This is a genomic window from Rothia sp. HSID18067, from assembly GCF_003989445.1.
Classification (GTDB): domain Bacteria; phylum Actinomycetota; class Actinomycetes; order Actinomycetales; family Micrococcaceae; genus Rothia; species Rothia aeria.
Genome location: NZ_RBMF01000002.1, coordinates 620,783 through 635,512 on the forward strand (window position 1 = coordinate 620,783; position 14,730 = coordinate 635,512).

General features: G+C 58.4%; 11 protein-coding genes and 1 pseudogene. 3 read left to right on the forward strand and 9 right to left on the reverse strand.

Annotated elements, in window-relative coordinates:
- Positions 1–244: 244 nt before the first annotated feature.
- The 7 genes and pseudogenes from hpt to ppa form a co-directional block, all read right to left on the reverse strand.
- A complete protein-coding gene (hpt, locus tag D8M23_RS07730) occupies positions 245–796 on the reverse strand; it encodes a hypoxanthine phosphoribosyltransferase (RefSeq protein ID WP_037236513.1) in 552 nt (183 codons plus the stop codon).
- A gap of 266 nt (positions 797–1,062) precedes the next feature.
- On the reverse strand, positions 1,063–2,265 hold the full coding sequence (gene tilS / locus D8M23_RS07735; RefSeq protein ID WP_126854306.1) for a tRNA lysidine(34) synthetase TilS: 1,203 nt from the start codon (positions 2,263–2,265) through the stop codon (positions 1,063–1,065).
- A gap of 75 nt (positions 2,266–2,340) precedes the next feature.
- A complete protein-coding gene (locus D8M23_RS07740; RefSeq protein ID WP_126854307.1) occupies positions 2,341–3,891 on the reverse strand; it encodes an ATP-binding protein in 1,551 nt (516 codons plus the stop codon).
- 312 nt (positions 3,892–4,203) lie between these two features.
- Positions 4,204–5,340: a zinc-dependent metalloprotease gene (locus D8M23_RS07745; protein WP_126854308.1), complete on the reverse strand. Its 1,137-nt coding sequence runs from the start codon at positions 5,338–5,340 to the stop codon at positions 4,204–4,206.
- Positions 5,341–5,528: 188 nt separating this feature from the next.
- A complete protein-coding gene (locus D8M23_RS07750) occupies positions 5,529–6,713 on the reverse strand; it encodes a type II toxin-antitoxin system HipA family toxin (protein WP_126854309.1) in 1,185 nt (394 codons plus the stop codon).
- Positions 6,706–6,933, reverse strand: coding sequence for a helix-turn-helix transcriptional regulator (locus tag D8M23_RS07755; protein ID WP_126854310.1), 228 nt, complete (start codon positions 6,931–6,933; stop codon positions 6,706–6,708). The genes D8M23_RS07750 and D8M23_RS07755 overlap by 8 nt, the downstream gene beginning before the upstream one ends.
- A gap of 240 nt (positions 6,934–7,173) precedes the next feature.
- Positions 7,174–7,662: pseudogene (ppa, locus tag D8M23_RS07760) on the reverse strand (inorganic diphosphatase); the annotation flags it as partial.
- Positions 7,663–7,752: 90 nt separating this feature from the next.
- On the opposite strand from ppa, the gene dacB reads away from it, so the two are divergent.
- From dacB to D8M23_RS07775, 3 genes are all read left to right on the forward strand, one after another.
- On the forward strand, positions 7,753–9,282 hold the full coding sequence (dacB, locus tag D8M23_RS07765) for a D-alanyl-D-alanine carboxypeptidase/D-alanyl-D-alanine endopeptidase (protein WP_126854311.1): 1,530 nt from the start codon (positions 7,753–7,755) through the stop codon (positions 9,280–9,282).
- Positions 9,283–9,285: 3 nt separating this feature from the next.
- A complete protein-coding gene (locus D8M23_RS07770) occupies positions 9,286–11,991 on the forward strand; it encodes a DEAD/DEAH box helicase (protein WP_238693809.1) in 2,706 nt (901 codons plus the stop codon).
- A 232-nt stretch (positions 11,992–12,223) separates the two neighbouring features.
- A complete protein-coding gene (locus D8M23_RS07775; RefSeq protein ID WP_037236636.1) occupies positions 12,224–12,853 on the forward strand; it encodes a hypothetical protein in 630 nt (209 codons plus the stop codon).
- Between the two features lie 281 nt (positions 12,854–13,134).
- Here the strand turns inward: D8M23_RS07775 and D8M23_RS07780 are convergent, their stop codons facing one another.
- Both D8M23_RS07780 and D8M23_RS07785 read right to left on the reverse strand, forming a co-directional pair.
- Positions 13,135–13,563: a thiol-disulfide oxidoreductase DCC family protein gene (locus D8M23_RS07780; RefSeq protein ID WP_238693810.1), complete on the reverse strand. Its 429-nt coding sequence runs from the start codon at positions 13,561–13,563 to the stop codon at positions 13,135–13,137.
- A gap of 62 nt (positions 13,564–13,625) precedes the next feature.
- Complete coding sequence (locus D8M23_RS07785; RefSeq protein WP_161971662.1) at positions 13,626–14,468, reverse strand: MarR family winged helix-turn-helix transcriptional regulator; 843 nt, start codon at positions 14,466–14,468, stop codon at positions 13,626–13,628.
- Positions 14,469–14,730: the final 262 nt, after the last annotated feature.

The following is a 14,730-nucleotide window of genomic DNA, read 5'->3' on the forward strand; positions in this document are numbered from 1 at the left end:
GCTCGGGGATGGGGTATGCGCACAAACACGAAATCTAATTTCCGCCATTCTTGAAGAGCACGCGGGTCGAACTCTAACTCATAGCTCATCAAGAGAGACCTTTACCCCTGGCTGCGGATTGGCTAAGCGGTGACGCACGGTTTCAAGAAGCTCTGCGTGCAGACATAAGCGTGCCCGCGCATCCAGAATTTCATTAGGATGCGCGGGCACCAAAATCTTGTGCGCACGCCGCGCACAACCGGGTTTAGGAGTATACGTGCGGGTGCAGGGTCGCCACGCAGTCCAGGTTGCGGTACTTCTCAGCGAAATCAAGCCCGTAACCAACCACGAATTCGGGGTCGATATCCCAACCCACATATTTGACCTCTACGTCGGTCTTAACCGCCTTCGGCTTGCGCAGCAGGGCGCAGATTTCAACGGATGCGGCGCCGCGGGACATCAGGTTCTGCTGCAGCCACGCAAGAGTCAGCCCGGAATCAATAATGTCTTCAACAATCAGCACATTACGACCGGTCAGATCGGTATCAAGATCTTTGAGAATACGAACCACACCCGAGGATTTCGTGCCGGACCCATACGAGGAAACCGCCATCCAGTCCATCGTGTAATGCCCCTTGAGCGCGCGGGACAGGTCTGCCATCACCATAATGGCACCCTTGAGAACCCCCACAAGGAGCACGTCTTTGCCTTCGTAATCTTCGTCGATGCGCGCCGCCAACTCGGCAACTTTCGCATTAATCTCTTCCCTTGTGAAGAGTACGTTCTTCAGATCGTCCTGCACGTCTTGAGCCTGCACGGATTCTTCTTTCTCGCCGGGGCGTCTTCACGCCGCACCCGCCCCGAGGTTGCACCCCAAGGTGGGTATATTTTCTTGGTTCGCTTTAAGTATTACTTAAACCCTACTGGTTAAGCACACCTCGCCAAACACGCCAAGTACCAGGGCTTGGCTGGTAGGGCCACCATCTGCAGAGTGTAAGGTATAGCCACTCATGATCTTCAGGGTGTACAAATTCCCCAACCTCCGCAGCGAGAAACCGTACCTGGGCGGGGCCGATGAGCCACTCACAAGGCGCTTCGCCCCAGAAGCACGAGCGCATCCACGCGGGTGTCGGTGCGGGGGTCGTGTACCTTGCGGCGGCGGTAGGCGCTCACGTGCCCGGGCAGCTGCACTGGACCGGCGGTGGCGTGCTCGGCGACGAACTCGTCAAGCGCCTGCAGCCGCTCAAACCCGGGGTTCTCCCCCTGCGCGGCGCGGGTCGCCAGGGCGAGCACACGCATCCGGAGGGCAGGGTGTAGCGCCGCCGTTTCCGTACGGTTCAGGGCAATAACTGTGGGAGCAGGTTTCTCAGAGACAGCCTCCGTGGAGTGGTCGCCGGGCACCGTATCAGCCCTGGGAATATCCGACAGATGAACCCCGGTGGGCAGCTTCAGGCGGGCGTACTCGGCGGCGGCGAGCGCATCCAAATATTCGGCATCAGGCCCGGCAACTGCAGCGGTTCGCGCCAGGGAGAGTGCCACATCCCCGCCAAGATGCTCTTGCAGGAACGGCAGAATAGTGTGCCGAATGCGCGCACGCATGAGAGTCTGGTCGGTGTTGGTGGGGTCGTTCCAGGGGGCGGCACCTTCGGCTTCGCAAATATTCAGCATATCGGCGCGGCGCATAGTAAGGAAGGGGCGCAGGTAAGTGACCCCGTTTTCGATGCGCACGGGCGGCATTCCTGCGAGGGAGCGTGTGCCCGAACCGCGCCCAAGCCCCAGGAGCACGGTTTCCGCCTGATCGTCAAGGGTGTGACCCAGCAGAACAGCCCGTGCACCGGTATGTTGCACCGCACGTTCAAAGGCACCGTACCGGGCGGTTCGCGCCGCCATTTCAGGACCCATGCTGCCCTGCGGAACCTGCACACGCTCCGTGAGTACAGGGTGCAGCCCCAGGTTCGTGAGGGTTTCTACGGTGGATGCGGCAACCTCGGCGGAGTCGGCTTGCAGTCCGTGATCGACCACGACGGCGCCCACACGCACATCGGAACGACGCGCAAAATGCGCGGCAATACAGGCAAGCGCGAGCGAATCTGGCCCGCCGCTGCATGCAACCAGCACGAGGGGCTTCTCGGTTTCTGCGCCCTGCTGCGATGCGGTCGAGTCTCGTCGCGCACGCCCGGTCCCCTTGATGGTGCCTTCACCCAGCAGGTTCGTCAGCGCGCGCGCCAGTTCCCGGCGAGCCTTCCCCACTGCCGGATGCAGCCGCCCCTGCCGTCCATGTTGCATGTGTTGTCCTTCTCTGTTGTATGCTGTCGTTTAGCCATTTCCGCAGAAAACCCGTCCTAGGGCGATTCACGGTAGTTATGGTGTGATGAGACGATACACCGTGTTCCGTGGGCCCGCCGATGCATCCATTTCCACGTATCCTTCACGCATAAGTGCGTGAAGGACGTAGCGTACCTGTCGCGCCGTTAGTCCGGTGAGCCGCGAAATTTCGGTGACGGATCGGTCATGCCCCGCAAAAGCATCCATGACCACCTGGGCGTTCTTCAGCGATTTTAGTGTTGGATATACAGCGCCAGGTTCTGGCTCGTGGGGCCGGGGAAGTTCTGTTGCCGTATCAGGGGCACTATACGAGCGCCGAGATACTTCAGGTATCACACGGCTGAGTGGTGTTTCAGGAAAGAAAATAATGACCTTGAATTTGACGCCCGTATTGATGAATTGCGGCTTGGGAAGCTGATAGGCGCGCGCAAGTTCAAGAACCTCACGGATTCCACCGCCTTCGCCCTCAATCACTTGGGCTCCGTCGGGGGTGCGCAGATGACGCACAATATTGTAGAGACGCTGGTTCACTGCGGCTTGCGCATGCTCTGAGCTTTCCAGCTGGTGTATGGACAGCCCGATAACACCTCCGGGGCTTTCGATCACGAGGCGATCCGGCAGGATTCGCATCTGAATACTTTTACCCAGCCCTAAGGTGTAGGGCCCTAAGTTCCGGTGCACGAGCGCATTAGCGATAATCTCTCGCACCATAGCAAGTGGAATGATGGGAGCGTTCCTGAGGTTGCCGTCGTCCCCATAGTATGCGGTGGTTGGCAGATTCCTTTCCGTCCAGCGGAGCATATCACTGAGCATTTCGGGGAGGGGCCCATCAAAAGTTTGCAGGTTTTGGTGCCGCCCGGGAGCATCTGCCGGAAGGATGACGGCTGCGGTTGCAGCGAGCGCTGGGCGTGACCCCTGCGGGTAACTTGCGAGCGCATAAAGCCCAGCAAGGGTAAGCTCACCGGATGCAGTCGTCACACTTGTTTGGCGCAGTATGTCAGTATCGTTCTTCTCCCGCAGGCGGCGGCTTGTTTGGCGGATGGCTCCCACATATTCCTGTGTGAGCGATTGGTCGAGATCCTGCACGCTGGTGCCGGGTACGGGGGCTTCATCATAAGAAACCTGCTCGTCAGCGTGAAGTTTAGCGACTTCGAGCATCCGCAGTTCGGCATCGTTCATGGGGTAATCGCCATCGGCCTGCCGCAAATATGCTTTACCTTTGTAAAGGGCGGGTTTATCACCGATGGGTAACCCCTGTACTTCGGTGACAAGAACGGTTTTGCCGTCAAGAACCGGGGCAGAAAACTCAAGGTACGGTGATGGGGAAATATTATTGCGGGTCAGCGATACGATACTTGCCTGAAGTTGTGCCGGTTCTTCAACTCCCGTGACAGCAAAATCATCTTTCTCATCGACTCCGAGGATGAGGGTCCCGCCGTCAGGCATATTTGCGAAAGCACACAGGGTTGGCCCCAGGTTTTGGGGTATGCCGCCACTGGCTTTTTTAAGTTCGAGGTAGGGGCTGTCACCGCCGTGAGAACGAAGAGCGTTAAGGGCTGTCGTAATATGTTCTGCAGTCCATTCCATAGTTCTGGTGTTCCCCTAGCGCTGACAGGCTTTCGTTACGTGACATGTTATGCGACAAATTTTGTCACATAACAGGGTGTTTTGTCACATAAAGTGTCACGTAAAAGGGTTTTACGTGACAAAATGTCATGTAAATCTAAAGTTTTGTCACGTAATTTTGTCACATAAATATAAAGCTCACGGCGGCTAGTCCCGCTTTATACCGGGGATTTATGGGTTTATACACCCACGAGCGCACCCGCGTTTCGTGACATTTTATGTGACAAAAATTGTCACGAAACGCGCGGTTTTGTCGCATAACCTGCTCTGGGACTACTCGGTGATTTCTCCATGTTTAACCATGTCGGTCACCTCTGACCCCTCGTCCAACACACGCTTCATCCAGGCGTCCGGGTTGTGAATCTCCCGCTCGGTCGGCAGGTTCTCGGGCCGCTCCCACACAGTATTGAAGCGTTCCATGCCGACCGCATCCACAATATGCTGCACGAACTTCTGCCCGTCGCGGTACTGCGCGGCTTTGCGGTGCAGCCCAAGCAGGCGCGAAATGAGGCGGGTTACGAGTTTCTGCGTCTCGGAGCGCCGGTTGAACCGGCGGCGAATTGTTTTGACGGTCGGCACTATCTCGGCGTCAACGGCATCCATGATCACGTTCGCGTGCCCCTCCAGGAGACTCATGACGGCGGTGATCTCGCTGGCAATCTGTTTGGCGCGGGCGGGTGTTTTTGCCAGGGCGGCAAGCTGCTCACCAATTTGCGGCTCGTTATCAGCCTCATCGGTGCGGGCGCCTTTGGAGGCGACGAGCGCGTCTTTAATGCTCAAGCCTGTGCTCACGCTATCACCAAGCTGCGCGATCTTGTTCAGGAAGTAGTCACGCAGCCACGGCGCGGCGGCGAACTGCACCCGGTGCGTCTGCTCGTGCAGGCACACCCACAAACGGAAATCTTCGGGCTCAACATTGAGCTCTTTTTCAACCGCCAGAATATTCGGTGCCACCAGCATCAGACGCCCGCCCGCAGCGCCATACCCGGCGAGTGCCGCATACGGCTCGTACTGCCCGAGCACGCGGGTTGAAAGGTACGCAAGAATACTGCCGACTTCGGTGGCGATACCGTACCCGGTGATGCTGAGCGCGGCAGGGTTTTTCTGCCTTATTTTTTCCAGCGGGGCACGTAAGACGGGTTCGAGCATGACCGAGAACGCCTGCGCGTTAGCTTTCGCCCAGGTGCTGCGGTCGGTCACGAGCACCTGCGAGTCGCGTAGGTTGTGAGCAGCTTCAAGCCCGGTGATGCGGTGCACGTGATCGACGGACGCTTCGGCTGCGGCGCGGATAGATTCTACCGCCTGCCGCATCTTGTCGGGGGCGATGCGTGGCCCGGCGGGTGCTAGGGTGCCTACAATTTTGGTGACTGCCTCGGGGTTCAGCAGGTCTTGGATGCTGTTCTCACTCATATGCACAGTGTAGTTGCCGCCGCTGGTTGCGGCGGGGCTGATGCCAGCAGTTTCACGGCGAGCGTGTTTTTCTCACGAGGCAACGGTGCGCCCCGCTCCCCTAACAATGGTGAGCAAGAAAACTGAACTCGGGGGTAGGAAAATCTTATCTGCTCACAGGTTAGCCTATTGAGCGCACGCCCGAGGCATCACAGATACTTCTCAAGTTCCCACCGACGATGGCTCAGCTCCCGTTCCACCCCATACCGTTGTGAGCCGGTGAACGGTAGCCGGTCCCACAACACTCCAGCTGCCGCTTTCAGAGCGGTTTTGTGCAGAGACCGCTGCATCTTTTCGGGGATTCCTGCGCAGTGAGCAAGTGCATCCCAATCGCGTTTCTTCAAGTTTTTAACACGTGAATTTACGCTGAGCGCCATATCGTCTTTGAAATAAACCCACGAATTTGGCACATCGTACATGGGAGAGACATGCCACCCTTTTTCTGGCGTTTTGAGCAGAGAAATATTTTTGGCGTGCAAATCCCCATTACCGGTAAGCCAGGCATATAGAAATTGCACATATATATTACGGGCAGCAAGCGCAGGGGATGCCGCGCGTTCTGACACTGCTGTCAGAAGAGATTCACTGGTAACGTCACCGTCTGCACTATACTTGGCGACTGGGGGAATATCTAGAATTTGAGCCGCGTCTTCAAGAGCGTAGCGTTCACCAGAAGGCCCACGGTCAAATCGTGAAACTAAGATTCCTGGAACACCTTCTCGATCAGAGACTAACACGCTTTGCGCCACAGGAATTTTGAGAGTATGTGCGGCGCGTAAATGTTCATACTCGTTTTCGACTAGGTAAGGTATACGCTCAGGGCTTACCTTCAGAAGAGCTTCTTCACTGCGCCAATTCACGGGCAGAGTCCGCATTAAAGTACTTACGCGGGCACTGAATTTTGTCTGCACACCAGGTAAACTTTTACGATCTATAACTCCCATTAGGTCGTGAAATGACACCGATTCAGCATCTGTAACAAGGACAGCTGGTACTTCCAGCGGTGCCTCGCCCGCAGGAACAACTTGTATATCTCCCGGCACATCTGCTCCCAAGGCTAGGAGAAGACCCAATTCATTGCTTTTGCTGGTTTTTAGGCTCGCTGCAAGGGCGTTCAGGCGGTATCCCTCCGGCAAGAGATTAGTAAAGAAATTAGGAAGAGTGCTCTGAGGTGTCACCCGTTCTATACCTAAAGGTAAAGACCAGGCAAGAGGTTCACCTGTATATCCCGGCAAGTAAGCGAAGTGAACAGAATAATCGCTGTGCCGTGTGAGCCGAGCGGCTAGATGTCCCGCTTTATAGATGTCTGCCCTGAGGAGCCCTGGATTAGGCATGATCTGCACCTTCTACAACGAGGTATATACCCAGCACTTCAGCGATTTTGAGCACAGACCCAAAAGATGGTCCCGGCTTGCCGCGCTCAATATCGCGGATCGTTTTATCGCTTACACCCACCATATAGGAAAGTTCCAGCTGGGTCAGCCGTTCTTCCTTACGGATGCGCCGCACTCGCTGCCCGAAGTTCTGAGCAAACTCTTCTGCGTGGAAAGCCATCGTGTGTGCGGCGTGATGGCCGCAGCCCCCTTAAAAATACGAATAATAGTTCGGTTTTTAAGAATTTTACACCACGGGAAGACTAAAAATACAGTAAATCCGAACTATTCTTCGGAAAAATGCAAGGTGTGGCAAATGGAAAACACCCACACAAAAGCAGGAGCGGAAATCTGCAGCGGGGCGCACCCCTTAGCGACTGCAGATTTCCGCTCCAGATGTTATGAGGAACGCGCGTGAGGCCTAGTGGCACTCTGCGGCGAAGCGGTCGATTGCCTCCTGAACCATCTTCTCCGCGGCAGGCAAATCATCCCAACCTTCACCCTTGACCCATTTGCCGGGTTCCAGGTCCTTGTAGCGTTCGAAGAAGTGCTGAATCTCGGCTTTGAGCTGCTCGGGCACGTCCGCCAGGGTTTTAATGTGGTCGTAGCGCTTATCTGAGGGCACGCACAGCACCTTCGCGTCACCACCGGCTTCGTCGGTCATATTGAACACGGCCACGGGGCGCGCCTCAACAATCACACCGGGCAGAACGTCAACATCAATCATGACCATCGCATCCAGCGGATCCCCGTCTTCGCCGAGGGTATTGTCAAAAAAGCCGTATGCGGTGGGGTACTGCATTGAGGTAAATAGCACACGGTCCAGGCGCAGGCGGCCGGTTTCGTGGTCTATTTCGTATTTCACGCGCGAGCCGCTGGGAATTTCAATGGTGACGTCGAGTTCCATGGGAACCTCTCTCTTACTGTGTTCTTGCTGTTTTCCGTCACGCTCGGTGCGCCGGAATCGTACCTATTGTACCGCGCGCGTTATGCTCTAAAGATGCGCTTTCGTCAAACACTCCGTTCACACCCTACCCGCCGCACCGTTCTTTTTTCCCTTGTGCCGCTGGCAGCCCTGGCGGCATGCGCCCGTGAGGAGCAGCCCGAACAGTCGCCGCAAAACACCGCGGAGTCGGCTGCCCCCGAAACCTCCGCCGCGACCCCGGAGTTTCCTCAGCTGCAGAAGCTTTTAGCGGATCGTGCCGGGGCGCATCGTTCGGCGCTGGTCACGCACACCGACGGGAACATAGTGTACGACGAGGGCGAGAACGAGCCGCGCGCGGCCGCATCAGCCATGAAGGTTCTCACGTATCTGGCGTTGGCACACAGCATAGATCTGGGGACGCGTTTTAAAACAAGTGTGGCGCGTAACGGAAACGAGCTGACTCTCATCGCGGGCGGGGATACGATGCTGGGCGCGGGTGACTCCAAAAAGGATGCAGTGAATGGTTATGCGGGACTGGGGACGCTCGCGGGGGCGTGCATTGAGAGCCTGCGGTCTGCCAAGACCGAAAAAGGTAAGTTCCCGGTCTTTCTGGACACCTCCATCTATACGGGTCCTGAGCTGAACCCGGGGTGGGAGAAACCAGATATTGATTCCGGTCAAATAACCGGGATTTCGCCAATTGCGCTGGATTCTCACACTATTGCTGGCAAGTCTGGCCCCTACGGCACACCGGCACGGCCTACCGATGCGGCCTCGGCGGCGGCGCAGGCGTTTGTGGATGCGCTAAACAAAGCAGGCGAACCTCATGGTTATTCGTTTGAGCGTAAAGATAAGCGGACTAAACCGTCGGATGCCACCGAAATTGCCAGCGTCGAATCGGCGACGGCTCTGCAGCAGGCGCAGCACATGATGCTCGAATCCGATAATACCCTCGCTGAGGCGCTCACCCGGAACGCGGTGATCGCGGCGGGCCGGCAGGGCAGCGCTGAGGAGGCGCAGAAGCTGGTGCGTGAAAAAATTGAGGCCGCCGGGGTGACTACCGAACACCTGAAACAGGCGGATGTGTGCGGGCTGTCCCTGGAGAATAGGGTGACGGCGCGTATGCTGGTTCAGGCGTTGGCCAAGCTGTTAGAGCATCCCCGGCACGAGGAGCTGCTGCAGGGGCTGCCCGTGGCGGGTAAAACCGGCACGCTCAAAGAACGTTTTACCGAGCCCGACGCCGCAGATGCACGCGGGCATGTGCGGGCAAAAACCGGCACCCTGTTCACGGCGGTTGCATTGGCGGGGTACACCACCCGCCCAGACGGTACACGCCTTATATTTGCGCTGATTTTGAACGATACAGACAGCATCGGTGGGCTGCCGCAGGCGAAGAAGGTGGCAGATGCTGCCGCTGCGGTCATTAGCGACCGGGCACCTAAGCCTTCCCCGTCCCCTTCGGATTCTTCGCACTCTGCCAGGGAGCACTCACCCTCCGAGTCCGCCAAGCCCACAGAGTCCCCGAAGGCCACCGATACGTCCACCTCGAACGCTCCTGTTACGTTGGCGCCCGCTGGCGAACCGGCACCGACGGAGGGGAAGTAGCACGTGAGCCTGTGGCTGTTCTCCGCAGCGAGTGAACCATTTATGTATTCTCTGGACGATGCGATACGCACCCATATCTGCGAAATCGCGCTTTATGAGGACATGCGGGCACGCCCCGCACCGGGCGCGGATGAGCTCGCCCGCCGCAAACATGAAACCTTCGAGGCCGTGAACCGGGTGTTGGGTACGGAACCGGGCGGCGTGCTGCGTCTTGAGCGCAGCGGGGACGAGGTACGTGACCTGCTGGGTGCCGCATCCTTGCTGCACTTACTGCGTAACGCCCCCGAGCTGGGCAGCCGCCCGGCCCCGCATACTTTTGAGATTCACGCTGCGGATCAGGACGGTTCGGGACGGAGCGTTGCGGCGGCGCGTATCCTGCCGGTATTTCATGGGATGCTCACCCGTCTCGAACAGCTGGACCGCGCCGTTCGTGAGGGTGCAGACTCAAAAAATATCCCGGATGTGTTTGCCTGCGGCACTTGTGATGCCTGCGCCCGTTTGGAAGGCGCCGAGGTTCAGTTGCCCGCCCCTGAGCAGGTTGAGGCAGACGAACCCGACACGGCAGAACCGGATCGCACCGCTGAGGCTCTCGAGGGCGGCTACCCGGTACCCGCGCCGGTTGAGTCGGAGGATGAGCGGCACCTGATCCAGCAGCAGCTGGATGAGCGCCTGCAGGCCCTGGAAAGAGCGAAAGATGCAGCTCATTTCACGGAGGATGAGCGTACTCTGGCGTTTGCCCTGGCGGCGACAAACTATCATCGCCGTGAGCGTGCCCCGTTCTGGCGTGAGCATATGCGGCGCCTGTATGAGCCGGTGGCGTCGTGGGCTGGTTCGCGGGATTGTGCGGTATTTGAGTCGGTTCAGGTGATTTCTGATTGGCAGAAGGCCACGGTCGGTTCGGGGCAGGTGCGGGTTTTGCGTGCGGTAGCTCTTGTGGGTGAGGGCAGCGCACTCAAAGTAGGGCGTGATAAGGCGCTGTATGTGATGTATGAGGCCGCCCACGCACCCGCCCGGGCGGTGGATGCGATGGAGTCGCAGGTAAACACGTTCCGGCACGCTAACCCGGGTGCGTATGTGCCGCGTACTGTGGCGCGGGTGGGGTTTTTCGGGGCGCACCTGCTGGAGGCGGCCCCTGCAGAAGAGCCTGTGAGCGCGGATGGTTTGGCCCGGGTGGTGCTCGTGGTTGAGGAGCGCATTCGGGTGAAGGATGAACCGCATGAGGCACTGCCGGTGGCTTTGGCTCCTGCGGCGACGGTTCCTACGGTGGCGTTGGAGCGGTCGCTGCAGGATTTTGCGCGTTCTGTGGATGCGTCTCTGCCGGATGTGCTTCCAGCCTCAGAGGCTGTGGGGGTTGAGGGTTCACCGGGTGAGGCTATTGAGCCTGCGGCTGGGGGCGTCTCGGCGGCGGCGTTGGATATTTTGTATCGCCGCCCGCCGCGCCTTGTGACTGGCGGTTCTCTGCCGACTGAGGCTGATTTTTCGGGTGAGGATTTGCCGATGGTGCGGGCGGTGCACGCGGCGGTGTGTGCGCTGGACTCTTCGTATGTGGCGGTGCAGGGCCCACCTGGTTCGGGGAAGACGTTCTTGGGTTCGCATGTGATTGCGTCTCTGGTGGCTGCTGGCTGGCGGGTGGGCGTGGTGGCGCAGTCGCATGCGGTGGTTGAGAATATGCTCGCGGCGGTGGTTGAGCGCGGGCTGTTCCCTGCTGAGCGGGTCGCTAAATTGGCGGGGGCTTCCCAGAGGCCGGATTTTCCGTGGGCTGAGTGGTCTCGCGCCACGGTTCAGCAGCAGTGCGCGGGCGGCGTTAATGGGGAGGGTTTCGTATTCGGTGGTACCGCCTGGAATTTTTCGAATGCTTCTCTGTTTGAGCAGGCGTCTTTGGATCTTCTGGTGGTTGATGAGGCGGGACAGTTTTCGCTGGCGAATACGCTGGCGGTTGCCCGTTCGGCCCGTAACCTGCTGCTGTTGGGGGATCCGCAGCAGCTGCCGCAGGTGTCGTCTGCCCCGCACCCGTACCCGGTGGATATTTCGACTCTCAGCTGGCTTTCGGGTGATGCTCCCACTGTGGATGAGCGTTTCGGGTATTTTTTGCCGGTGAGCTGGCGGATGCATCCGCAGCTGTGTGCGCCGGTGTCTCGGCTCAGCTATGGTGGGCGTCTGGCCTCGGCACCGGCTGCTGCGCTGCGGCATCTTGAGGGTCGGGATCCGGGGCTGCAGGTGGTTCCGGTGTCTCACCGGCGGTGTACGGTGCGTTCGGAGGTTGAGGCAGCTGAGGTGGTGTGCCTGGCGCAGGAGTTTGTGGGTGCCAGGTGGGATGCTGGTGATGGGGTTGTCCGGGCGTTAACGGGCGATGATATTGTGGTGGTCGCCGCCTACAATGCGCAGGTTGATACGATTGTGCAGCATCTGGAACGCGCCGGTTTGCGGGATGCGCAGGGGCACGGTGTGCGCGTGGGTACGGTTGATAAGTTTCAGGGTCAGCAGGCGCCGGTGACGGTGGTGTCGTTGGCGGCTTCTAATGCTGGGGCTTCGGGGCGTGGGGCGGAGTTCTTGCTGTCGCCGAACAGGCTGAATGTGGCGATTTCACGCGGGCAGTGGTGTTCGGTGCTGGTGTGTTCGAGTATGATCCACCGGTTTGTGCCCGCCACGGCGCAGCAGCTGGCGGTTCTTGGTGATTTCATGGTGTTGTGCAACCTTAGTGATTATTAGCTCTCAAGTGGAAGGTTAGAGTTTCGTTTTTGGGGCGTTGACGTGTTCCAGCATCTGGGCATCTGGGTTTCTGTGGCGAATGACTCTGATGGGGTGTCCGGCCGTTCTTTCCGCGTGGTATGTGGGTTTTATGCATATTTTCGGTCTGGCGAAATATTACGAAATCATTATGTCGTTATCTTGGGCCTTCGAGCTCCCGCATTTCCGGAGGGGTATGCGGCATAATGGTAGTGTGTTCGTCCTAACTTTTATACAACGATCTGATACTGCATCAGTTCCAAGTCTTCTTGAATCGCTAGAGAAGCTTAATCCGCAGGTCACATTCGCACAAACATATCCTGATGAGGCTCAGGGGGCTTTTGAGAGCGCCTCTGATGCATTGCATGCGGCTCTTTTAGCGGCACACGCCCACGGTTTTTGGGTGGGCATTGGCGCTGGTGAGCTTACTTTCCCTCGTTTTGCCGGGGCGCTGGGTGCGCTGAACATTACGGATTGCACGGGGGACGCCCTGGAGTTTTCACGGCTGGCGGTTGAGTACGCCCGTGGGGGCGCACCCTCACGCGGTATTGCGGTGATGGCTAGGGATCGCTCTCTCGCCGAGATGGCTACAGGGTCTGCGCGGCTGCTGTACCGGGTATGTGCTGACCGTACGGAGGCTGAATGGCGCGTGGTGCGGCTGCTCGTCCCGGGGGTGCGGGGCCAACAGAAGGCAGCAGCAGCGGCTCTTGGTATTACTACCCAGGCGGTTAGCCGCGCCCTTGTGCGTTCACTGTGGCATGAGGAACAGGCGGCGCGGGCCACGGTGGTGAACCTGCTGGATCGTATGGATGTTGCTGAGCCCTCGGTTATTGCAGCCGAGTAGTCTATTTTTTCTCGCGGTTTATCTAGAGCGTTATGGGTACTCGGTGCCCTCATTTTTGTGTGCCCGCTAATGCTCGGCCCATTACTGCACCCGCCCGATGGTTCGCATATTTTTGCGTTACTATTCTCTTGGTTTTCCGGGGAGTGAATGCATATATGCACTTTATTTATCCGGTTATTGGCTGCCCCATATCTAATATCCCGAAATGGCAGCGGCAATAAAAGAAGCATAATATGCGCATAATGTAAATATATTCTTTTATTCCCTGCTATTTCAGGACTCTATTGGGGTGAAATGGAGCATGATTCACCCCAGCGGGCACCGGCCTTCGCAGCTGCCCGGGAAATGAGCGGGCGGTTCTCCGCAATAAACCTGTAGGCGCGGTGTGCCAGCGGCCGAACCGGCGCCCGCAAAAGCATCCAGCCGGTCAGCCGCAGCAGGGGTGCACGGTGGGTGCGCAGGGCCAGCGCTATAGCATCCGACCCGAAAATGGCGTGGTGGCGCGCATTCACCAGCGGAATGGCGTGCGCAAACCTATTAGCGCACACCCCGTAGTACTCAAGAGCCGCGGGGGTTCCGGCCATAATGCGCACCTGCGGCCCCAGACGCGAAAGCATATCTGCGGCTGCCGCACAGAAACCGCAGTCAGGGTCATACAGCAGCACCGGTTCATCTGTGCCGCGAGAGTGGTAGGAGGGCGAAGTACTCACGCCCCCATTATGCACCACAGGTTCCCAGGTGCCGCCCCGCTTGGTTTTACCGGCATCTATTGTCACCACATCATCCAAGATGCCCACGGTGAAGGGCGGCGGTGATGCTTACCTTCAAACCCCTTGGGGAACTCGCCACGCTCGCCGCGAGATTTGGGGCCACCGTGACGACGACGCTTGCGGCCACGGCCAACGCCCGGGCCGCCAAAACCACGGGGCCCAAAGCCCTGAGGTCCAAAACCGGGGCCAAACCCACCCAGCGGACCGAAGCCAGCCAGGGCACCGAACCCGCCGCGTTCTTGGGCTTGTGCTGCCCACGCTTCAAACGCATCATCCCCCATGCGTTCACGGGCAGCCTTCTCCCACTCTTGACGGTCGGCTTCAAGGTCGGGCAAATCCTCGTGCATGCGGACGATCAGCCTATCCAGGTAGTCGTTCAGGTTCGCGCGTTCCTGCTCGGTCAGCACCTCAAAAATATTATCGCCCTCGGGCTCCCCCTCCCCCATCTGGTTGGTGAGAGCCCGCCCCAAATCGGTGAGTGTAATCAGCTGCACGCGGCGGTCACGCGGATCGGGCTCCCGCACAATATACCCGGCGTTCTCTAACTTGCTCAGTGCCTCATTCAGTGAGGGAACACGAATGCCCAGCACATATGCGAGTTCGCGGGTTGCGATGCCGTCTTTGAGTTTCAAGGCTGCGAGGATGCGCCCCTGCCCACGGGTGGTGTCGATGCGCCTGGGGCCTGTACGCTCGCGCTGCTGGGCTGCCCACAGGTGAGTGAGGCGACCAATGTGTCCCAGCTTCTTGTAGAGCTCCCGGGTAGGCGACGGCTCCCCGCAAGGGTGGTTGCGGCGTTCTTGTTCGTCCTGGGCGGTATTATCGCCCGTATTATTCTGTGCGTTCATGGCTGCACCTTCCATATTGTGTTGTGTCATGCTGTGAGCCCTGGTGAGTTACGGGCCGGAGTTCTACCGCCCATATGCGCCTCAGCGGGCGAATAGCCCGGGGTTTTACGGTTTTCACCGGGCGTCAATGACGGGCCCCAAGTTTCTTACTGGACCCTGTAAGAAAATACTACAGGACCCTTCTGAAAAATTCAACAGGTACCTTCTGAATGTTTTTATTAGGGCGTAAACACAGCAGTAGCACCCCCATATGACTTTCCGC